16 protein-coding genes and 2 riboswitches are annotated in these 20,545 nt (G+C 70.8%); of the genes, 7 read left to right on the forward strand and 9 right to left on the reverse strand.

Annotated features, from left to right (window positions below; translation table 11 throughout):
* Nucleotides 1-188: 188 nt before the first annotated feature.
* The 7 genes from JOF37_RS00660 to JOF37_RS00690 all read right to left on the reverse strand — a co-directional run bounded on the left by JOF37_RS00660 (nt 189) and on the right by JOF37_RS00690 (nt 8,348).
* Entirely contained in the window at nt 189-1,694 is a 1,506-nt protein-coding gene (locus JOF37_RS00660) for a DHA2 family efflux MFS transporter permease subunit (protein WP_210004133.1), read from the reverse strand.
* 117 nt (nt 1,695-1,811) lie between these two features.
* On the reverse strand, nt 1,812-2,768 hold the full coding sequence (locus JOF37_RS00665; RefSeq protein ID WP_210004135.1) for a glycosyltransferase family 2 protein: 957 nt from the start codon (nt 2,766-2,768) through the stop codon (nt 1,812-1,814).
* The gene (locus JOF37_RS00670; protein WP_210004138.1) at nt 2,765-3,895 is read right to left on the reverse strand and encodes a cysteine desulfurase family protein; all 1,131 of its coding nucleotides are present in this window, start codon (nt 3,893-3,895) and stop codon (nt 2,765-2,767) included. The genes JOF37_RS00665 and JOF37_RS00670 overlap by 4 nt, the downstream gene beginning before the upstream one ends.
* Entirely contained in the window at nt 3,895-4,764 is an 870-nt protein-coding gene (gene nadC / locus JOF37_RS00675; protein WP_210004140.1) for a carboxylating nicotinate-nucleotide diphosphorylase, read from the reverse strand. Before nadC ends, JOF37_RS00670 begins: the two co-directional genes overlap by 1 nt.
* Complete coding sequence (gene nadB / locus JOF37_RS00680; RefSeq protein ID WP_210004142.1) at nt 4,764-6,329, reverse strand: L-aspartate oxidase; 1,566 nt, start codon at nt 6,327-6,329, stop codon at nt 4,764-4,766. Before nadB ends, nadC begins: the two co-directional genes overlap by 1 nt.
* Complete coding sequence (nadA, locus tag JOF37_RS00685) at nt 6,326-7,639, reverse strand: quinolinate synthase NadA (protein WP_210004144.1); 1,314 nt, start codon at nt 7,637-7,639, stop codon at nt 6,326-6,328. The genes nadB and nadA overlap by 4 nt, the downstream gene beginning before the upstream one ends.
* A 10-nt stretch (nt 7,640-7,649) precedes the next feature.
* Nucleotides 7,650-8,348 carry an NUDIX hydrolase gene (locus tag JOF37_RS00690; protein ID WP_210004146.1) on the reverse strand — a complete coding sequence of 233 codons (699 nt, stop codon included), beginning with the start codon at nt 8,346-8,348 and terminating at the stop codon, nt 7,650-7,652.
* A 128-nt stretch (nt 8,349-8,476) separates the two neighbouring features.
* Here JOF37_RS00690 and JOF37_RS00695 point away from each other — a divergent pair, with 128 nt between their 5' ends.
* The 4 genes from JOF37_RS00695 to gcvP all read left to right on the forward strand — a co-directional run bounded on the left by JOF37_RS00695 (nt 8,477) and on the right by gcvP (nt 14,313).
* Nucleotides 8,477-9,649, forward strand: coding sequence for a MarP family serine protease (locus JOF37_RS00695; protein ID WP_210004148.1), 1,173 nt, complete (start codon nt 8,477-8,479; stop codon nt 9,647-9,649).
* Nucleotides 9,650-9,722: 73 nt separating this feature from the next.
* Nucleotides 9,723-9,813: riboswitch (glycine riboswitch) on the forward strand.
* Between the two features lies 1 nt (nt 9,814).
* A riboswitch (glycine riboswitch) is annotated at nt 9,815-9,902 on the forward strand.
* Between the two features lie 51 nt (nt 9,903-9,953).
* Nucleotides 9,954-11,066, forward strand: coding sequence for a glycine cleavage system aminomethyltransferase GcvT (gene gcvT / locus JOF37_RS00700; protein ID WP_210004151.1), 1,113 nt, complete (start codon nt 9,954-9,956; stop codon nt 11,064-11,066).
* Nucleotides 11,063-11,446, forward strand: coding sequence for a glycine cleavage system protein GcvH (gene gcvH / locus JOF37_RS00705; RefSeq protein WP_210004153.1), 384 nt, complete (start codon nt 11,063-11,065; stop codon nt 11,444-11,446). Before gcvT ends, gcvH begins: the two co-directional genes overlap by 4 nt.
* The gene (gcvP, locus tag JOF37_RS00710) at nt 11,443-14,313 is read left to right on the forward strand and encodes an aminomethyl-transferring glycine dehydrogenase (protein WP_210004155.1); all 2,871 of its coding nucleotides are present in this window, start codon (nt 11,443-11,445) and stop codon (nt 14,311-14,313) included. The genes gcvH and gcvP overlap by 4 nt, the downstream gene beginning before the upstream one ends.
* Before the next feature lie 87 nt (nt 14,314-14,400).
* On the opposite strand, the gene JOF37_RS00715 is transcribed toward gcvP, so the two are convergent.
* Nucleotides 14,401-15,156 carry a CPBP family intramembrane glutamic endopeptidase gene (locus tag JOF37_RS00715; RefSeq protein WP_210004157.1) on the reverse strand — a complete coding sequence of 252 codons (756 nt, stop codon included), beginning with the start codon at nt 15,154-15,156 and terminating at the stop codon, nt 14,401-14,403.
* 216 nt (nt 15,157-15,372) lie between these two features.
* Between JOF37_RS00715 and JOF37_RS00720 the strand changes: the two genes are divergently transcribed.
* The 3 genes from JOF37_RS00720 (at nt 15,373) to JOF37_RS00730 (ending at nt 19,898) form a co-directional block, all read left to right on the forward strand.
* Nucleotides 15,373-17,166 carry an ABC transporter family substrate-binding protein gene (locus JOF37_RS00720; protein WP_210004159.1) on the forward strand — a complete coding sequence of 598 codons (1,794 nt, stop codon included), beginning with the start codon at nt 15,373-15,375 and terminating at the stop codon, nt 17,164-17,166.
* Between the two features lie 142 nt (nt 17,167-17,308).
* Nucleotides 17,309-18,853, forward strand: a complete 1,545-nt coding sequence (locus tag JOF37_RS00725) for an ABC transporter permease (RefSeq protein ID WP_210004161.1) — start codon at nt 17,309-17,311, stop codon at nt 18,851-18,853.
* 34 nt (nt 18,854-18,887) lie between these two features.
* Nucleotides 18,888-19,898 carry an ABC transporter permease gene (locus JOF37_RS00730; RefSeq protein WP_307803438.1) on the forward strand — a complete coding sequence of 337 codons (1,011 nt, stop codon included), beginning with the start codon at nt 18,888-18,890 and terminating at the stop codon, nt 19,896-19,898.
* 14 nt (nt 19,899-19,912) lie between these two features.
* Here the strand turns inward: JOF37_RS00730 and JOF37_RS00735 are convergent, their stop codons facing one another.
* Nucleotides 19,913-20,521, reverse strand: coding sequence for a PH domain-containing protein (locus JOF37_RS00735; protein ID WP_210004164.1), 609 nt, complete (start codon nt 20,519-20,521; stop codon nt 19,913-19,915).
* Between the last annotated feature and the right edge of the window lie 24 nt (nt 20,522-20,545).

Genomic DNA, 20,545 nt, shown 5'->3' on the forward strand with positions numbered 1-20,545 from the left:
ACAGCATCCACTCCTCAGCCCCAGACTCTGCAGCCGGTTCCCGACGAGAAGAACCTGCTGAAGAACGACGAAGCCGCCTCGTGCTGCGGCGGAGGCTGCTGCTCCACGTCCTGAGCCTCCCGCTCTCGGGCTCACGACGAAGCCGCCGGTGCTGATGCACGCGGCGGCTTCGTCGTATCGGAGGGTCGTCAGTGCGGAGCCGGGGCCCCGTCGGGGCTGTCGGCCGGCTTGCGGATGAGGAGTGCGCCGATGATCAGCGGCGACGCGATGATGGCGGCGACCAGGAACGCCGCGCGAGCACCCGCCGCGCCGGCGGCGGCCGTCCCGGGGTCCACCGCTCCGGCCTCGGCCGCGGACATGACCGTGATCAACAGGGCGATGCCGGCCGCACCCGCCACCTGCTGCATCGTCGAGACGATCGCGCTGCCGTATGAGTAGAACCGGGGCTGGAGCGAGCCGAGCGACGCGGTGAACAGCGGCGTGAACGACATCGCGAGTCCGAGCGAGAGCACCGTCTGCAGGGCGAGCAGCTGCCAGATGGAGGTCGTCTCGCTGAGCGTCGTGAAGGTCCACAGGATGCCGGTGACGAGCAGGGCCCCCGGAACGAGGAGGACTCGCGTTCCCCACCGGTCGTAGACACGGCCGATGAACGGCCCGGCGATGCCCATCGCGAGCGATCCCGGCAGGACGACGAGTCCGGACTCGAGCGCCGACAGACCGAGCACGTTCTGCATGTAGAGCGGCAGGAGCGTGATGACACCGAAGAAGGCCATCGACATGACGGCCAGCTGGGCGACCGAGAGCGAGAAGTTCAGCGACCGGAACACCCGCAGGTCGAGGAGGGCCTCGTCGGAGCGCTGCAGCCGCAGTTGGCGCCAGACGAAGGCCGCGAGGGCGAGGACCCCGATCGTGAGTGCTAGGATCAGCGGCAGCTGCCCACCGGCGGGTGCGGCATCGGCTTCGCCGCCATGGCCGGCGGCGCCGATCTGGTTGAGCCCGAACACGAGCCCGCCGAAGCCGAACGCGGACAGGACGATCGACAGGACATCGAGCGGTGCGCGGCGGGTCGAGCCGAGGTTGTGGATCCACATCACGCCGACCGTGAGAGCGACGAGCGCGATCGGGAGGACGATGCCGAAGATCCAGCGCCAGCTCAGCGTGTCGAGCAGGAACCCCGAGAGCGTCGGGCCGATCGCCGGGGCGAGAGACATCACGATGCTGACCCGTCCCATCATGCGGCCGCGGGCGTGCGGCGGCACGACCGTCATCAGGGTGGTCATGAGCAGGGGCATCATGATCGCCGTTCCCGAGGCCTGCACGACGCGGGCCACGAGCAGCACCGGGAATCCCGGCGCCAGCAGGGCGATGAGCGTGCCTGCCGAGAACAGGCTCATGGCCGCCGTGAAGACCGCGCGCGTCGTGAAGCGCTGCAGCAGGAAGCCCGTGATGGGGATCACGACCGCCATCGTCAGCATGAACGCGGTCGTCAGCCATTGCGCCGCGACGGCCGTGATGCCGAAGTCGACGATGAGATGGGGGATGGCGACGCCCATCGTCGTCTCGTTGAGGATCGCCACGAAGGCCGCGACCAGCAGCAGCCAGATCACGCGATTCGCCTCGGCGGAGACGACGGTGGGCACCGGTGCCGTCGCGGAGACGGCGGAGTCGGTAGCGGACGACGGCGCGACGGCCATAGGGGCTCCTCGGGGAAAGATCGGTCGTCATCCGAAGACAGACGTGCAGAGGGGCAACACCCTCGCGAGACGATTATTCCCGGTGGCGACGCGCCGGCCGCACACGTCCCGAGCTGTTCACCAGAGGCGTGCCGCCCGCAGCAGCTCCGCCGCGTCGCCGGCGCCCGACCGGTGGCCCGGAGCCCGAGCGATGAAGTCGCGGACGAGGGCGCCCACACGGCGCCGGTAGTCGGGGTCGGGATGGGTCTGCGCGATGCGCACGAGCGGTGGCACGTCGAGGTCGAGCACGAGGTCCACGCGCGCTTGCGCAGCGGCGCGGGCGTCGGCGGCGTCGAGCACCGCGAGGCCGCCGCGGAGTCCTTCGATGTAGTCGATCAGCACCGGAAGCTGTGCCCGGTGCTGAGTGATCGACGAGCCGTCGGCGCGTTCGCGCCACTGCACGACGACATCGGGGATGACGTCGAAGGCGCGCGCCCGGGTGTACATCTGCTGCGCGACGAGCTGATCCTCGTACAGCCGGTCGTCGGGGAAGCGCAGCCGGTTGCGGCGCCAGAACTCGACGCGGCTCGCCTTCGACCACGCGACGATGTTGCCCGATGCCGCCGGGTGGTCCGACAGCGTCACCCCTCGTCGCTCCGGATCCGTCGCCGCGGCGACCCAGGGCTGGACGGGTCCGGGGGCGTACCCCTCGTCGGTCGGTCGCAGCCGGACGTACGCGCCGACCACGAAGTCGGAGCCCGTCGCGTCGAGGGTGCCGACGAGTCGCTCGAGCGCGCGCGGAGTCAGGATGTCGTCGGCATCGAGGAAAGCGACGAACGGTGTCTCGACCAGATCGAGCCCGGCGTTGCGTGCGGCCCCGAGGCCGCGAGGCCGGTCGTGGGTGACGACGCGGAACCGCGGGTCGGTCGCGGCGGCCCTGTGGAACAGCGAGCCGGTCGCGTCGCGGGAGCCGTCGTCGATGAGGATCGCACGCCACGCCGGGAGGGTCTGCGTGCGGAGTGACTCCAGGGCCTCCTCGGCGTAGGGGGCGACGTCGCGACCGGGGACGATGACGGTGACGACCGGCGTGCTCACGCTGCTGATCGTACTGCGGCGACGGCCGCGCCCAACGCGTCCGCGAGGACGGCGGGGGTCGGAGGTTCGGAGCGGTCGAAGCTGAACCGCACGGCTGTCCGCGCTTCGTCCTCGTTCAGTCCGATCGCCGTCAGCACGTGCGAGGCGTCTGTGCTCCCGGCCGAGCAGGCCGACCCGCTGCTGGTGACGATGCCGCGGCGCTCGAGCTCGAGCAGGACGGCCTCGCCCGAGGTGCCGACGAACACGAACGACGCGAGGCCCGGCAGGCGATCGACGGCATCGCCCGTGAGGCGACTGCCGGGGATCGTCGCGAGCACGCGGTCGGTGAAGGCCCTGCGAGCAGCGGTCGCGCGCGACGCGGCATCCGCTCGCTCGTGCTCGGCCAGCTCCAGCGCGACGGCGAGGCCCACGGCGCCCGCGACGTTCTGGGTGCCTGCGCGGCGCCCGCGTTCCTGCCCTCCGCCGTGCAGGAGGGGCTCGAGCGGGAGGCGTCCGCGGACGGCGAGCGCACCGATGCCCTGCGGTGCGCCGAGCTTGTGCCCGGCGATCGAGAGCGCGGCCGCCCCCGTACCCGACAGCGGCAGCCACCCCGCGGCCTGGACGGCGTCGACGTGGAGCGGGATGCCGCCCGCGGCCGCGGCGACGGCGGCGAGGTCCTGCACCGTCCCGATCTCGTTGTTGGCGTACCCGATGCTGATCACCGCGGTGTCGACGCGCACGGCGGCCGCGATGTCGGCGGGGCGCACCCGTCCGTGCGCGTCGACCGGGAGGATGTCGAGGTCGTAGTCGTGCATGCGCTCGAGGTAGCGGCAGACGGCGAGGACGGAGGAGTGCTCGATCGCGGTCGTGATCACGTGACCGGGCCGACGTCCCCGTGCACCGAGCGCGATGCCGGCGATGGCGAGGTTGTTCGCTTCGGTGCCGCCGGAGGTGAAGACGACGTCTCCCGCCCGCATGCCGAGCACGGCGGCGATACGCCGACGCGCGTCCTCGAGTGCCGCCGAGACGTCCTCGCCGACGGTGTGGACACTGGAGGGGTTGCCGTAGCGGCCCAGGAGGAACGGCGCCATCGCGTCGAGGACCTCGGGGCGCACCGGGCCGCCGGCCGCATGGTCGAGGTACAGCATCAGGGGGCCGCGTCCGCCGGCTCCGACCCGAGATCGAGTCCCAGATCCAGCGCGGCGGCGGAGTGGGTGAGCGCGCCCACCGAGATGACATCGACACCCGTCTCGGCGATCGCCCGCACCGAGTCGAGCGTGACACCGCCCGACGCCTCGACGATCGCGCGTCCGGCGATCAGCTGCACGCCGCGGCGCAGGTCCGGCAGCGAGAAGTTGTCGAGCATGACCGTGTCGACCCCGGCGGCGAGCACCGGCTCGATCTGGTCGATGCGGTCGACCTCGACCTCGATATGCGTCGTGTGCGGCAGGGTCGCCTTCGCGTGGCGCAGCCCCTCGGTGAGCGAGAGACCGCCGGCGGTGATGACACCGAGGTGGTTGTCTTTGAGCATCACCGCGTCCGACAGCGAGAAGCGGTGATTCGCGCCGCCGCCGTCACGGACGGCGGCGCGTTCCACGGCGCGCAGGCCCGGCGTGGTTTTGCGGGTGTCGGCGATGCGCACACCGGTGCCGGCGATGGCGTCGACGTACCGGCGGGTGAGGGTCGCGATGCCCGACATGCGCTGCGCGAAGTTCAGACCGACGCGCTCGGCCGTCAGGACGGCCCGTGCCGGCCCGGCAACGGTGGCCAGCACCGCACCGGGGCAGATGCGCGCGCCATCCGGGACCTGCATCGTGACGGAGCAGTCCGGGTCGGTCAGCGTGAACGCCGCCGCGAAGAACGCCCCGCCGCTGAACACCCCGGCGGCACGGCTGACGAGCTGCGCTGACATCCGCGCGTCGGCCGGGACGAACGCGGCGCTGGTGAGATCGCCCCAGGGGGCGTCCTCGTCGAGCGCGGACTGGACGAGGCGGGAGATGTGACGAGCGGGGAGCATCAGGCGACCTTGTGGGAGAAGAGGGCGGGTGCGGCGGCGTGGTCGGGCGCATCGTCGGAGCGGTGGTGCGAGCCCAGTGATCGCGGGCGTGCGAGGGCAGCCCGTGTGAGCGTGCTTGCCACGAGAAGCAGGTTCGCGTCCTCGTGCTCTCGGACCGATCGAGGTCCGGCCGGCCCGCTTCCCCAGGCGTCGAGGACGGTGAGCGCATGGCGCAGTCCCGCGGCATCCCGGCGCAGCCCGACGTGCTGCCACATGAGATGCTGCAGCGCCGTGCGCGAGAACGATGTGAGCGGAGCCGACGGTGACGGTCGGCCTTCCCGCGAGCCGACGGTGGGGTCGGCGGCGGCGCCGGAAGTCGGGGTGTCACGGCGCGCGGCACGGTGCTCGTCGGTCGCCAGCGCCGTCGCCGCCCGCGCCGCGAACACGGCGGCCTCGAGCAGCGAGTTCGACGCGAGCCGGTTCGCCCCGTGCACACCGGTGCGCGCGACCTCGCCGACGGCGTAGAGGCCCGGGATGCTCGTGCGCCCGTCGATGTCGGTGGCCACCCCTCCCATGGCGTAGTGGGCCGCGGGCGTGACCGGGATCGGCCGGCGCGCCCAGTCGAGACCGCGCGCGCGGAGTCGGCGGTCGATCGAGGGGAAGCGTTCGGCCAGGAAGGATGCCGTCTGCGTCGCCGTCGGCCGGATCGCCGTCGCGTCCAGCCAGACCGGACGGCCGTCCTGGCGGTCCATGACCTCGGCGATCGCCCGCGCCACGACGTCGCGCGGCGCGAGCTCGGCGGCGGGGTGGGCATCGCCGCAGAACCGGCGTCCCGTCTCATCCCGCAGCACCGCGCCCTCGCCGCGCACCGCCTCGGAGACCAGCTCGCCTCCGGGCAGCGCGGTGGGGTGGAACTGCACGAACTCCAGATCGGTCACGCGTGCCCCGGCGCGCAGGGCGAGGGCGATCCCGTCGGCGGTCGCCACCTCGGGGTTGGTCGTGTGCGCGAACAGGCGGCCCGCGCCGCCGGTAGCGAGAACGACGGCGTCGGCCTCGATCGTGGTGTCGGCTCCGCGGAAGAGGGCGCGAACCCCGCGAGCCCGACCGCGCCCGACGACGACCTCGGTCGCGAGGGTGTCGGTGCGGATCTCCACATCGGATGCGTCGAGCGCGGCGTTCAGCGCGGACTGGATGGCTGCCCCGGTGGCGTCACCGCCCGCGTGCAGAATCCGCGGCCGACCGTGTGCCCCCTCCAGCCCGAGGCTGAGGGTGCCGGCGGCATCCCGGTCGAACGCGACACCGAGCCGCGCGAGCTCGTCGATGGCCGCCGGTCCCGCGGACACGAGGACGCGTGCCGCCGCCGGATCGACGATGCCGGCTCCCGCGGCGAGGGTGTCGGCCAGATGCGATGCCGCGTCGTCGGCGCCGCCGACCGCGGCGGCGATCCCGCCCTGCGCGTATGCGGTGTTGCCGTCGCCGAGGGCTCCCTTGCTCAGCAGTACGACCTCGCAGCCGGCGCGAGCCGCGTGCAGGGCGCAGAGCCCGCCGGCGAGTCCCGCACCGACCACGACCACGCGGGTCGTCACGGCCGCGCCGCCAGCATGCGTTCGAGGGCGACGCGGGCGGGGTCTGCGACGTCTCGCGGCACCTGGATGCGATTGGGCGTGCGGCCGGCGACGAGCTCGTCGAGCACCCACGCGAGATAGCCGGGGTGGATGCGGTACATCGTCGAGCACGGGCACACGACGGGATCGAGGCAGAAGATCTCGTGCTGCGGGTACTGCGCGGCGAGGCGCTGGACGAGGTTGATCTCGGTGCCGACGGCGAACGTGGTCGGCTCGGTCGCCGCGGCGATGGCCGTGCGGATGTACTCGGTCGATCCCGCCTCGTCGGCCGCGTCGACGACATCCATCGGGCACTCGGGGTGGACGATCACCCGCACTCCCGGGTGCTCGGCGCGTGCCCGGTCGATCTGCTCGACGGTGAACCGGCGATGCACCGAGCAGAAGCCGTGCCAGAGGATGACGCGAGCGCCGGCCAGTTCGTCGCGGTCGTTGCCTCCCCAGGCGCGGCGTGGATTCCACAGCGGCATCCGGTCGAGCGGCACACCCATCGCCTTCGCCGTGTTGCGGCCCAGGTGCTGGTCGGGGAAGAACAGGACGCGACGTCCCCGTGCGAAGGCCCACTCGAGGACGGTGCGCGCGTTCGAGGAGGTGCAGACGATGCCGCCGTTACGGCCGACGAATCCCTTGATGGCCGCCGAGGAGTTCATGTACGTGACCGGCACGACGGGGAGCAGTCCGTCCGCGTCCGGCTGACTCAGATCGCCGTAGAGCTCGCCGAGCTGCTCCCAGCACTCCTCGACCTCGTCGATCGAGGCCATGTCGGCCATCGAGCACCCCGCCGCGAGGTTCGGCAGGATGACCGCCTGGTCGGGTCGCGACAGCAGGTCGGCCGTCTCGGCCATGAAGTGGACGCCGCAGAAGACGATGGCCTCGGCTTCGGGATGGGACCGGGCCGCGCCCGCGAGCTGGAACGAGTCGCCGACGTAGTCCGCGTGGACGACGACCTCTTCGCGCTGGTAGAAGTGCCCGAGCACGACGACGCGGTCGCCGAGCACGGCTTTCGCCTCGCGGATGCGCTGCTCGAGCTCATGCTCCGACGCGCTCCGGTACCACGCGGGAAGCTCTCCCTGCCGCGGGGCTCCGGTCGGGATGACATCGCCCATCGACGACCCGGGACCGTAGCCGGGCCGCGTGTCGAACTCCCACGGGCCGGCAGCGAGATCCGTTGCGCAAGTCGCGGTGAGGGAGGCGCCGGCGACGATCGCCTGGATGCCGTGGTCGACGCTCGGGTCGAGGGGACGCGTGGTGAGCGGCAGAGATGTGACGGACATGACGGTTCCTTCATCGGGGGAGCGGGCCGCGGTCGGCCAGCTCGACGTCGTGGTTGTAGCGATAGAGGCGGGCCGGGCGATGGCTGCCCGTACGGAAGTCGTCGGTCGGGATGAGGGTGCCCGAGCCGTCGACCTGACGGCGGAAGTTCGCGGGGTCGAGTCGGCGGCCGCCGATCGCCTCGTAGACCTCGCGCAGTTCGGCGAGGGTGAACAGCTCGGGAAGCAGTCCGTGAGCGATCCGGCTGTAGCCGACCTTGTTCCGCAGCCGCCACAGGGCGTACTCGACGATGAGATCGTGGTCGAACGCGAGCGGGGGCAGCGCCGCGGCGTCGAACCACGCGACGTTCTCGTCGGCGGGCAGAGGCGTCGAGGCGATGTCCTCGCGGACCAGCGCCCAGTAGACGATCGACACGACGCGGGCGGGCGAGCGCCCGACGTCGCCGAAGGCGTACAACTGCTCGAGGTAGCTCGGGGCCAGCGCGGTGGTCTCGGCGAGAGTGCGGGATGCCGCGGCCTCGAGGTTCTCGGATGCGTCGAGCCATCCGCCGGGGAGAGCCCACTGACCTTCGTGGGGGTCTCGTGTTCGTCGCACGAGCGGCAGCACCACCGAGGGCAGCTCGCCGTCCTCGTGATGACGCAGGCTGAAGATCACCGTCGACACCGCGACGCGGATCTCTTCCGGCGACGCGCTGGCCGATGTTCTTGTCATTGTGACCCTAACTCTCGCACCGATCTTATAGTCACCTCGACCGAACGCCAAACACGCTGAGTAGTGTCGCGTCACGGCACGACTCCCAGGCGGGCCGCGTACGCTGATCCGGTCCCCGAGGAGGTCCTGTGCTGTTGGTCGACGTGATCGTCGTGATCCTTCTCGTCGGGGCATTCGCCATCGGCGTCACGCGCGGACTCGTGGCGATCGCCGGGTCGCTCGCAGGCCTGGTCGTCGGCTCCCTGCTCGCTGTGTGGGCGGTTCCCCTCATCGCGCCCGGTGTCGCCGACTGGGAGTACCGCTCGCTCGTCCTCACCATCTGCGCGATCGCCATCGTCGCGTTGTGCACAGCCCTCGGAACGGCCGTGGGAGCGGCGATCCGTCGCGGCGTCGACCGCGCCAAGCTGCGGGTGCTCGATCGGATCCTCGGGGCCGGTGCGGCGACCGTCGCGGGCGGGCTCGTCCTGCTCCTGGGCGCGGGAACCATCACCGCGAGCGGGATGCCGGTGGTATCGACGGCCATCGCCTCGTCGCGCGTGCTCAGCATCATCGACGGACTCACCCCCGCCCCCGTCGACACCGCGCTCGCCGAGGTGCGCGGGTTCGTGGTCGACGAGGGCATCCCGCGCATCGGCGAACTGCTGCGACCCGAGGTCGCGCCCACGGCTCCGGCGGTGGCTCTCGACGACCCCGAACTGCAGCGCGCTGCCGCATCCGTCGCGCGGATCAGCGGCACCGCCTACGCCTGCGGCGTGTCGATGACCGGGTCGGGCTTCGTGGCCGCCGACGGTCTCATCGTCACGAACGCTCACGTCGTCGCGGGCGTCGACACGCCCGTCGTCGAGCTCCCCGGACGCGACGCGAGAGAGGGGCGCGTGGTGTACTTCGACCCGACCGATGACCTGGCTGTCATCGCCGTCGACGGTCTCGAGGCCGCACCGCTGAGCATCGTGCCGCCCGTGGCGCCGGGCACCGCGGTCGCGGTGCAGGGCTACCCGCTGGGCGGACCCTTCACCAGCGGCGCCGCCTTCGTCCTGTCGGTCGGGTCGGCACCCGTTCCCGACATCTACGACGGCTCGAGCTCGCCGCGCGAGATCTACGCGCTCGAGGCCGACGTGCGGCCCGGCAACTCGGGCGGCCCGGTGCTCACCGACGCCGGCGCCGTCGCCGGAGTGGTCTTCGCCCGCGGCGCCGAGGGCGAGCAGCGCGGTTACGCGATGACCACGACGGAGCTGCTGCCGGTGCTCGCGGGCGTGGATGCCGCCGCACCCGCCGTCGCCTCGGGCGCCTGCACGCGCTGACACCGCGCCAGCGCTGGTCGGGCGCGCCCCACGCGGTGCCGCTATGCTGATCGCGCAACTGAAGACAGGCCGCATGACGCACGCGGGAGAGCTCCGGTAATACCGGGCACCGAAGGAGCAAGCCTCCCCGCCAATCTCTCAGGTCCGCGTACCGCGCGCGTCCGGCCGCTCTGGAAAGCGATCCTGCACGGATCCGCCGACGGTGAAAGCCGGGTCCGCCCGGTGAAACTCTCAGGCCCAAGACAGAGGGGGAGTTCCCGGATGCCGCGACCGTGGCATTCGGCAGCCCGTCACGGGAGAACTCATGTCAGATCCCCGCTCCACCGTCCTGCATCACCGTCATGCCGCGCTCGGCGCGTCCTTCACCGACTTCGGCGGCTGGCTCATGCCGGTCCGTTACACCTCCGACCTCGCCGAGCACCACGCGGTCCGCACGGCCGCCGGGCTGTTCGACATCTCGCACATGGCCGAGTTCGAGGTCACCGGGTCGGTGGCCGGCGAGTGTCTTGACGCGGCACTCGCGAGCCGGTTGTCGACGTTGGCCGTCGGCAAGGCGAAGTATTCGCTCGTGCTCGCCGACGACGGCGGGATCATCGACGACGTCATCGTCTACCGCCTTGCGGAGGAGCGGTTCCTCATCATCGCCAACGCCGGCAACCGCGCGGCGGTGTGGGCCGCGCTGCAAGAACGCGCCGAGGGCTGGGACGCGCAGGTCCGGGACCTGACCGACGACTACGCGCTGCTCGCCGTGCAGGGCCCGGCGGCGGTGTCGGTGCTGGCGGCGACGACGGGGCTGTCGGCCGCCGGCGTCGCCCTCGCGGAGACGGCGTACTACGCCTGGACCGCGGGGGAGTTCGCCGGTGCGCCGCTCCTCATCGCGCGCACCGGCTACACCGGCGAGGACGGCTTCGAGCTGATGGTGCCCGTCGGCGCAGCCGAGGCGCTGTGGGACGCTCTGCTGACCGCGGGCGAGCCGCTCGGTCTCGTGCCCGCGGGCCTCGCCTCGCGCGACACGCTGCGCCTCGAAGCGGGCATGCCGCTGTACGGGCACGAGCTCTCGCGAGACGTGACGCCCGCGCAGGCGGGACTGGGTCGCGTCGTCGCCGCCGACAAGAGCACCTTCGTCGGGCGTGACGGACTGGCCGCGCGCGGAGCTGCGTCGGCGCCCGTCCTCGTCGGCCTGGTATCCACGGGACGGCGCGCCGGACGCGCCGGCTACAGCGTGCTCGGCCCCGACGAGGAGCGCATCGGCGAGGTCACGAGCGGCGCGCTGAGCCCGACCCTCGGGCACCCCATCGCGCTGGCCTACGTCGCGCCCGAGCACGCCGCGGTCGGTACCGAGCTCGGTATCGACGTGCGCGGCACCCGCATCCCCGCCACCGTCACCCCGCTGCCGTTCTACCGGAGGAAGAAATGACCGATCTCGACGCCCTGAAGTACACCGCCGAGCACGAGTGGGTCTCCCTCTCGGGCACGACCGCCACGGTCGGCATCACCGACTACGCCGCCGAGAAGCTGGGCGACGTCGTCTACGTCGACCTCCCGGCCGTCGGCACGGCCGTGACCGCCGACGAGGTCTGCGGCGAGATCGAATCGACCAAGTCGGTCGGCGAGCTCTACGCCCCCCTCAGCGGCGAGGTGGTCGAGGTCAACGACGCCGTCGTCGACGACCCGTCGCAGGTCAACGCCGGGCCCTTCGACGGCGGATGGCTGATCCGCATCTCGGTGGACCCCGCGGCGGTCGAGCGCCTCCTCGACCGCGACGCCTACCTCGCCCTCACGGGCGGAGACCGATGAGCTCGGCATTCGCCGCGCGCCACATCGGCACCGACGGCGCGGCCCAGCGCCGCATGCTCGACGTCCTCGGCTACGACACGGTCGACGCGCTGGTGCGTCGCGCGGTGCCCGCGTCGATCCATGCCGCGGACGTGACCGACAGCGTCATCCCGACAGCGGCGTCCGAGAGCGAGGCGCTGGCCGAGCTGCGCACCCTCGCCTCGCAGAACCGCGGCGCCCGCTCGATGATCGGGCTGGGCTACTACGACACGCATACCCCCGCCGTGATCCAGCGCAACGTCCTCGAGAACCCCTCCTGGTACACCGCCTACACGCCGTACCAGCCCGAGATCTCGCAGGGGCGCCTCGAGGCCCTCATCAATTTCCAGACGATGGTGACCGATCTCACGGGCCTCGCCACGGCGAACGCTTCGATGCTCGACGAGTCGACGGCCGTGGTCGAGGGCATGCTCGTGGCCCGTCGCGCGTCGAAGAGCCGCTCGTCGGTGTTCCTCGTCGACGTCGACGCGCTGCCTCAGACGAAGGCGGTGCTCGCTCACCGCGCCGAGGCCGTCGGCATCGAGCTGCGCGAAGTCGATCTCACGTCGGACCCGGTCGGCGAAGGGAACGAGGCGTTCGGAGCGTTCCTGCAGTACCCGGGCGCCTCGGGGCGGGTCTGGGACCCGTCGACCGTGATCGCCGACGTCCAGGCGGGCGGGGGACTGGTCGTCGTCGCCGCCGATCTCCTCGCGCTGACGCTGCTGCGCTCGCCCGGCTCGCTCGGAGCCGACGTCGCGGTCGGCACGACCCAGCGGTTCGGCGTGCCGATGGGATTCGGCGGCCCGCACGCCGGCTACATGGCGGTGCGTGCAGGACTCGAGCGTCAGCTGCCCGGTCGGCTGGTCGGGGTCTCCGTCGACGCGGCGGGCCACCCGGCGTACCGCCTCTCGCTGCAGACGCGCGAGCAGCACATCCGGCGTGAGAAGGCGACATCCAACATCTGCACGGCGCAGGTGCTGCTGGCGGTCATGGCGTCGATGTACGCCGTGTACCACGGCCCCATGGGCCTGCGTCGCATCGCCGAGTCCGTCGCCGAGCACGCCGCGCTGCTCGCCGCGTGGCTCACGGATGCCGGCGCCGAGGTCGTCCACGACCAGTTCTTCGACACCGTCACGGTGCGTGTCGCCGGCCGCGCCCGCGAGGTCGTCGCCGCCGCACGCGAGCGCGGGTACCAGCTGTGGCTGCGCGACGAGGACACGGTCCAGCTCGCGGTCGACGAGACCACGACGCCGGCCGACCTCCATGCGGTCGTCGCGGCATTCGGCGGGCCGGCGGAACGGGCCTTCCCCTTCGCGGGCGGGTCCGTCGCCGCCCGTCACCTCGTGCCCGCTCTCGTGCGCGAGGACGAGTACCTGACTCATCCGGTCTTCGCGACGCACCACTCCGAGACCGCGATGATGCGCTACCTCAAGCAGCTCGCCGACCGCGACTACGCGCTCGACCGCGGCATGATCCCCCTCGGTTCGTGCACGATGAAGCTCAACGCCGCCACCGAGATGGCCGCCGTCACCTGGCCCGAGTTCGCGCGCGTGAACCCCTTCGCCCCGGCCGAGGACGTGCGCGGCTACCTCGAGCTCATCGACCAGCTCGAGGCGTGGCTCGCCGAGGTCACCGGGTACGACGCGGTGTCGCTGCAACCGAACGCCGGCTCTCAGGGCGAACTCGCCGGGCTGCTGGCGATCCGCGGGTACCACCGCTCGCGCGGGGATGACGCCCGCGTGGTCTGCCTGATCCCGTCGTCGGCGCACGGCACGAACGCGGCGTCGGCGGTCCTCGCCGGGATGCGGGTCGTCGTCGTGGCCTGCGACGAGGCCGGCAACGTCGACCTCGACGACCTGCGCGCGAAGATCGACGAGCACGCCGCGGCGCTGTCGGCGCTCATGATCACCTACCCCTCGACGCACGGCGTGTACGAGCACGAGGTGCTGGCGATCACGCAGGCGGTGCACGACGCCGGAGGACAGGTCTATGTCGACGGCGCCAACCTCAACGCGCTGCTCGGCTTCGCCCGATTCGGCGACCTCGGCGGCGACGTCTCGCACCTCAACCTGCACAAGACGTTCGCCATCCCGCACGGCGGCGGCGGCCCGGGAGTCGGTCCCGTCGCGGCGAAGGCGCACCTGGCTCCTTTCCTTCCCGCTCACCCGCTCGCCCAGCGCGCCGAGCACGCCGGTGGCTTCTCGTTCGCGGGTGGTCCGGTCTCGGCGGCGCCGTACGGCTCGGCGTCGATCCTCCCGATCTCGTGGGCGTACGTGCGCATGATGGGCGGCCCGGGACTCCGCGCCGCCACCGGTGCCGCCGTTCTCGCGGCCAACTACGTCGCCGCACGCCTGCGCGAGCACTACCCGGTGCTCTACGCCGGCGAGGGCGGGCTCGTCGCCCACGAGTGCATCCTCGACCTGCGTCCCCTGCGGGAGCGCACCGGGGTCACCGTCGACGACGTGGCCAAGCGTCTCATCGACTACGGCTTCCACGCCCCGACGATGTCGTTCCCCGTCGCGGGCACGCTGATGGTCGAGCCCACCGAGTCGGAGGACCTCGCCGAACTCGATCGCTTCGTCGAGGCAATGGTGGCGATCCACGCTGAAGCCGAACGTGTCGCGACGGGGGAGTGGCCGGCCGACGACAACCCGCTCGTGGCGGCACCGCACACGGCGGAGTCGGTCGTGGCGGCCGAGTGGCGGCATCCGTATACGCGCGACGAAGCGGTCTTCCCCGTCCGCTCACTCGTCCGCGGCAAGTACTGGCCCCCCGTGCGCCGGATCGATCAGGCGTACGGCGACCGCAACCTCGTGTGCGCCTGCCCACCACCGGAGGCCTTCGCCTGATCGGATGCCGCGAACGCGGACGTTCCCGCCGACCACGCATCGTCCACGGTGCGCTGTCGGCGGGAACGTGTGTTTTTCGGCGAGGTGTCAGAACAGCGTCGGCCACCAGGCCGCGGCGAGCGGATAGCCGATGAAGGCGATCAGATCGATCACGACGTGGGCGATGACCAGCGGCATCACGCGGCCCCAGCGGTGATACACCCAGCCGAAGACGATGCCCATCGCGAGGTTGCCGAAGATCGGACCGATGCCCTGATACGCGTGGTAGAGCCCGCGCAGCGCAGCGGTCGACAGGATGATCGTCCACGTGCTCCAGCCCAGACGCCGCAGCCGATCGAAGAGGTACGCGATGAAGATGACCTCCTCGGTCAGACCCGCGCGCACAGCGGCGAGGGTGAGAAGGAGGATGGCGGTCCACGCGCCGTCGAGCGGGGCGGCGCCGACCTGCACCGTGATGCCGAGCGCGCGCCCGAGCGCATACAGACCCAGCCCCGGCACGCCGATGATCAGGACGAGAAGGATGCCGGTACCGGCATCCGTCCCGAACCTGCGGAAGTCGAGTCCGATCCGGCGCAGCGCCGAACGACCGGGTTCCCACAGGAAGTAGATCGCGAGCGCCACCGGCGCCAGATTGAACAGGTGCGAGAACGCCTGCGAGACCACTGACCAGGGGTCGACCGTCGCGGCACCGGGATTGAGTGAGGTCGACTGCTCGCCCAGGCCGACGTCCCGGGTCAGCGCTTGCAGGAACGACAGCACCGAGAAGAAGGCGGATCGCCCGACCGAGAGGGCCAGGACGATCACGATCTCCCACCCCAGGCGGACGCGTGATGGTGATGCCATGGAACCTCCTCGGGTCGCCTCCGGCGTCCCCTCGACCGGCGGGATGCCGCGCCGCCGAGCAGACTGCTTCGCGCCGCGCTCGGCGGGTTAAGGATATGTAACGTTTGCTGTACGCGTTTTGACCAACGTCTGACCGCTCCTTATCGTCTTGGTATCCGCGGCGGTCGATCGTGACCGGTCTGCCGACCCGCACCCATCCCTTGCACAGGAGGAAATGTGTCTGGAAAGACCTGGCGCTCGCGCGCCATCACGGCGGGAGCGGGTGTCGCTGTCGCGTCCCTGGCCCTCGCCGGCTGCACCACAGCACCCACCGAAGAAGGCTCGGGCGAAGAGGGCGGCACGATCACGATCGCGACGACCAACGCCTTCACGTCCTTCAACGGCGACACCCCCGAGGCGAACCTCGACACCAACGGCATGGTGGGCTACCTCACCGGTGTCTCCGGTGGCCTGGGCCTCGGCGGCTTCCTGCGCCTCGACTCGGACTTCAGCGTGCTCCCGAACACCGACTTCGGCACGTACGAGACCGTCTCGGAAGACCCGCTGACCGTCAAGTACACCCTCAACGAGGGCCTCACGTGGTCGGACGGCGAGCCCATCGACGCCGACGACATGCTCGTGAACTGGGCCATCTCGTCGGGCTACTTCGACGACGCCGTCCTCGACCCCGCCACGGGTGAGGTCACCAACGGCGGCACCCAGTACTTCAGCCTCGCCGGCAGCACCGCCGGGCTCGACACCACCGCGTTCCCCGAGATCGGCGACGACAACCTGTCGATGACGATCACGTACGGCACGCCCTACGTCGACTACGAGCTCGTCAACCCCATCGGCAAGCCGGCTCACGTCCTGGCCGAGAAGGCCGGCGTCTCCGAGGAGGAGTTCATCGAGCTCCTCAAGACGCTGCCCGAGGGCAACCCCGAGGCCCCCGTCCCGGCGAACGAGACGCTCAAGGCTGCCGCCGACTTCTGGAACACCGGCTACGACGTCACGGCGATGCCGACCGACGAGAGCCTGCTCGTCGCGAGCGGTCCGTTCATCGTGACCGACTTCGTGCCGGAGTCGAGCATCACGCTCGGCAAGAACCCGGAGTACAAGGGCGAGATGTCGCCCGCCTACGACCAGCTCGTGATCCGCTTCATCGGCGACTCGAACGCTCAGGTCACCGCTCTTCAGAACGGCGAGGTCCAGGCGATCCAGCCGCAGGCCTCCGCCGACACGCTGACCGCTCTCGAGAACGCCAACGCGACCGTCCACCCGGGCGACCAGCTGGCGTACGACCACCTCGACCTGAGCTTCAGCGGTGTCTTCGCCGAGGCGAACGTCCGTGAGGCCTTCCTCAAGACGATCCCGCGTCAGCAGATCCTCGAGTCGATCGTCACCCCGGTGAACCCGGAGGCCTCGGTCCTCAACTCGCAGATCTTCCTGCCCACCGACGGCGAGCAGTACGAGACGGCCGTCGCCTCGAGCGGCTACGACGCCTTCACCGAGCCCGACATCGAGGGCGCCAAGGCGCTCCTGGCTGGTGCGACCCCGACGGTCCGCATCCTCTACAACACCAACAACCCGAACCGTGTCGACACCTTCCGCGCCATCCAGCAGTCGGCGCAGGAGGCGGGCTTCGTGATCGAGGACGCCGGTTCGCCGGACTGGGGCTCGCTCCTGGGTAGCGGCAGCTACGACGCGTCGATCTTCGGCTGGGTCTCGCCGGGTGCCGGCAACGCCGCCCTGCCGCAGATCTTCAAGACGAACGGTGGTGGCAACTACAACGGCTACTCGAACCCCACGGTCGACCAGCTGGTGGACGAGAGCCAGGTCACGCTCGACCCCGAGCGCCTCGCCGAGATCAAGGTCCAGATCGACACCGAGACCGCGAAGGACTTCTACGGTCTGCCGCTGTTCCAGTCGCCGGGCCTGTTCGCCGACAACGGCTCCGTCACGGGCATCGAGTACTTCGGTGGCCAGACCGGAATCGTCTGGAACGCACAGGAGTGGACGCTCGCCGGCTGACCGCCGGCGGCTGACACCCGGTTAACCTGAAGGGCGCCGGAGTCGACACGGCTCCGGCGCCCCGCCATGTCCGCAGAGCGGGCGCTATCCTGTCGAGGCGCTACAGCGCCCACGACCCCCCAACAGAAGGAAGATCCACGCGATGGTCGGATTCGTCCTCAGGCGTATCGCCGTCTCGATCCTGGTCCTGCTCGCAGCGTCGTTCATCATGTACGTGCTGTCCGCCAACTCGGGCGACCCCCTGCAGGACTTGCGCGAATCGAGCGCGCCGAACCGAGACCAGCTCATCGCCGCACGCGTCGCGGCCCTGGATCTGGACACGCCGGTTCCGCTCCGATACTTCCTGTGGCTCGGCGGTGCCGCTCAGTGCCTCGTGCCGTTCATCGGCACGTGCGACCTCGGCTCGACCATCTCCAACGCGCAGGTGACCGACATCCTGCCGACGGCGATGATCTCGACGCTTCAGCTCGTCACCGTCGCCCTCGTCGTCGCGATCGTCCTCGGCATCGCGGTCGGCATCGTCACGGCGCTGCGCCAGTACAGCGGGTTCGACTTCTCGGTCACGCTGCTCAGCTTCTTCCTCTACTCCCTCCCCGCCTTCCTCATCGCGGTGCTCCTGAAGGAGTTCCTCGCGCTGGGCTTCAACAACTTCCTGCAGTCCGAGACCAGCATCGCGCCGTGGGTCATCGTGCTGCTCACGGTTCTGAGCGGCTTCATCTGGCAGGCCGCGGTCGGCGGTGCGCTGAAGCGCCGTCTGCTCGTCGCGGGCGTCTCGGCAGCGGCGACGGCGGCGCTGCTGGTCTACTTCGACCTCACGAACTGGTTCCGTCAGCCCGGACTGGGCCCCCTCGGCATGCTCCTTCTCACCGTCGGCGTGGTCGTCGTCACCACCGCGCTCGTCGCCGGTCTCGAGAACCGTCGAGCCCTCATCGTCGCCGGTGTGAACGGCCTCATCGGTTACGTCCTCTACTTCGCGCTCCAGGGGCTGCTCGACATCTCGTCGATCGGTACGCTGCTGTTCCTCGCGCTCGGGGCGGTCGCCGTCGGCCTCGTCACGGGGTGGCTGCTGGGCGGAACCGACCGCGGACAGGCCATGCGCATCGGCGTCATCGTCGCCGTCTTCGTCGGCGCCCTCACGCTGATCGACCGCTTCATGCAGTCGTGGCCGCAGTACATGTCCAACCCGCGGATCAACAACCGTCCCATCGCGACGGTCGGCGCCGCGACCCCCGGGTTCACGGGCGACGTGTGGCTGACCGGCATCGACACCTTCACCCACCTCCTCCTGCCGACCATCGCGCTGCTGCTGATCTCGTTCGCGGGCTACACGCGCTATGCGCGCTCGGGCCTGCTCGAGGTCATGGGTCAGGACTACATCCGCACGGCGCGCGCGAAGGGCCTGTCGGAGCGCACCGTCGTCATGCGTCACGCGCTGCGCAACATGCTGATCCCCATCGCCACGCTCGTCGCGACGGATGTCGGAGCACTGCTCGGCGGCGCCGTGATCACCGAGCGCGTCTTCGCGATCAGCGGCATGGGGTCGCTCTTCGTGTCGTCGCTCGAGCGGGTCGATGTCAACCCGATCATGGGTTACTTCCTCGTCATCGCGTTCACCGCGATCCTGTTCAACTTCCTCGCGGACCTCGCGTACGCCGCGCTCGACCCCCGAGTGCGAGTAGCCGCGTGATCGTCCCGACCCCTCGTACCCCGGAGGCCATCCGATGAGCCAGATGATGCCCGAGCCCGTCGAGGCTCCCGCCGCCCCGACGACCGTCGACGACACCGTCGGCGTCAGCCAGGGACGCCTCATCCTCCGTCGCTTCCTCGCGAACAAGGTCGCCGTCGTGTCCGGCATCCTGTTTCTGCTTGTCGTCGGATTCTCGATGAGCGCCATCGGGTTCGGCCCGATCCCGGGATGGTGGAAGCACGACTACACCACCCTGTCGCCGCAGACCGGCGGCGGCGCTCCCACCCTGTCGCTCGTTCCGGAGTGGCTCGGCGGCAACGGCATCTCGCTGGGTGAGCACCCGTTCGGACAGAGCCGCATCGGCATCGACTACTTCGCGATGACGATGCGCGGCGTGCAGAACTCCGTGATCGTCATGTTCGTCATCGGCGTCGGCGGCACGGTGATCGGAACCGTGATCGGTGCGATCGCCGGCTACTACCGCGGCGTGATCGACGCCATCCTCATGCGCATCACGGATGTCTTCATCGTGATCCCCGCCCTCGTGATCGGCGCCATCGTCGGTCGCGCCACCGGTGGCCTCGGCGTGTGGCTGCTGGCGGCCTTCCTGGCGCTGGTGTCGTGGATGGTCATCGCACGTCTCGTGCGCGCGGAGTTCCTGAGCCTGCGCGAGCGGGAGTTCGTCGAAGCGGCACGCGTCGCCGGAGCGAGCGATCTGCGCATCATCTTCAAGCACATCCTGCCCAACGCGATCGGCGTCGTCATCGTCGCCGCGACGCTGCTCGCCGCCGCCGCGATCCTGCTCGAGACCTCGCTGAGCTACCTGCAGCTCGGCGTGCGTCCGCCCGACGTCTCGCTCGGCCTCATCATCTCCGACAACCAGTCCGCCTTCCAGACGCGCCCCTGGCTGTTCTGGTGGCCCGCGACGTTCATCGTTCTGCTCGCGCTGCTCGTGAACTTCGTCGGCGACGGTCTGCGTGACGCGTTCGACCCGCGTCAGAAGCGCTTCTCGCGCCGCCGGACGAAGGAGCGGGCATCCTCGTGATGCGCGTTCCGCTGTCAGAGCAGGAGCACTCCTGCGACGAGCGCCGTCGTGCCGAGCACGACCGCGACGATCTCGGCGACGCGCGGGCGGCGCTCGACGGCGATGCGGTCAGCCCGACCGGGCTCGATGGCGCCGCTGTCGCGCAGTCGCTCCCAGCGGCCGCGGACGAGCTCCGCGGCTCGACCGGAGTCGGTGCCGGGCAGATCACCGGGACGGATGCCGTCGTCGCCGCCGAGTCGGTCGAGGCGACGCTTCTCGGATCGGGTCGCGCGGAACGCCGTCAGCTGGCCGGGGGCGGGAGCCGCCGTCGCGCGGATGCGCCGGCCCGGAGTGTGGAGCGTCAGGGCGAACGCCGTGTCGACGTGGATGAGAGCGCCCCAGGGGATGCGGTGCTCGAGCAGCACGTTCTCGACGTGCACGGCCTCGTCGTCGACGGTCACCCGCGGCGACCACAGCAGCGCCCACACCAGTGCCGCTCCGCCCGCGGCCGCCACCGGCACGCCGACCAGCAGCGGAAGCGCGCCCGGGCTGACCAGCGTGGCCCCGGCCGCGGCGGCGAGCCCCGCCCACAGCAGGATGCTCAGCACCTTGTTGAACGTGGACCGGAACGTGACCGCCTGCATCCGCTTATTCTTTCATCCGATGCC

It is taken from the genome of Microbacterium imperiale, assembly GCF_017876655.1.
GTDB lineage: Bacteria > Actinomycetota > Actinomycetes > Actinomycetales > Microbacteriaceae > Microbacterium > Microbacterium imperiale.

Excerpts from the sequence above, each read along its gene's own strand:
- JOF37_RS00660 (WP_210004133.1), bottom strand. The coding sequence starts at position 1,694 with ATGGCCGTCGCGCCGTCGTCCGCTACCGACTCCGCCGTCTCCGCGACG.
- JOF37_RS00670 (WP_210004138.1), bottom strand. The coding sequence starts at position 3,895 with ATGCTGTACCTCGACCATGCGGCCGGCGGCCCGGTGCGCCCCGAGGTC.
- nadC (WP_210004140.1), bottom strand. The coding sequence starts at position 4,764 with ATGCTCCCCGCTCGTCACATCTCCCGCCTCGTCCAGTCCGCGCTCGAC.
- nadA (WP_210004144.1), bottom strand. The coding sequence starts at position 7,639 with ATGTCCGTCACATCTCTGCCGCTCACCACGCGTCCCCTCGACCCGAGC.
- JOF37_RS00690 (WP_210004146.1), bottom strand. The coding sequence starts at position 8,348 with ATGACAAGAACATCGGCCAGCGCGTCGCCGGAAGAGATCCGCGTCGCG.
- gcvT (WP_210004151.1), top strand. The coding sequence starts at position 9,954 with ATGTCAGATCCCCGCTCCACCGTCCTGCATCACCGTCATGCCGCGCTC.
- gcvH (WP_210004153.1), top strand. The coding sequence starts at position 11,063 with ATGACCGATCTCGACGCCCTGAAGTACACCGCCGAGCACGAGTGGGTC.
- gcvP (WP_210004155.1), top strand. The coding sequence starts at position 11,443 with ATGAGCTCGGCATTCGCCGCGCGCCACATCGGCACCGACGGCGCGGCC.
- JOF37_RS00715 (WP_210004157.1), bottom strand. The coding sequence starts at position 15,156 with ATGGCATCACCATCACGCGTCCGCCTGGGGTGGGAGATCGTGATCGTC.
- JOF37_RS00725 (WP_210004161.1), top strand. The coding sequence starts at position 17,309 with ATGGTCGGATTCGTCCTCAGGCGTATCGCCGTCTCGATCCTGGTCCTG.
- JOF37_RS00730 (WP_307803438.1), top strand. The coding sequence starts at position 18,888 with ATGAGCCAGATGATGCCCGAGCCCGTCGAGGCTCCCGCCGCCCCGACG.
- JOF37_RS00735 (WP_210004164.1), bottom strand. The coding sequence starts at position 20,521 with ATGCAGGCGGTCACGTTCCGGTCCACGTTCAACAAGGTGCTGAGCATC.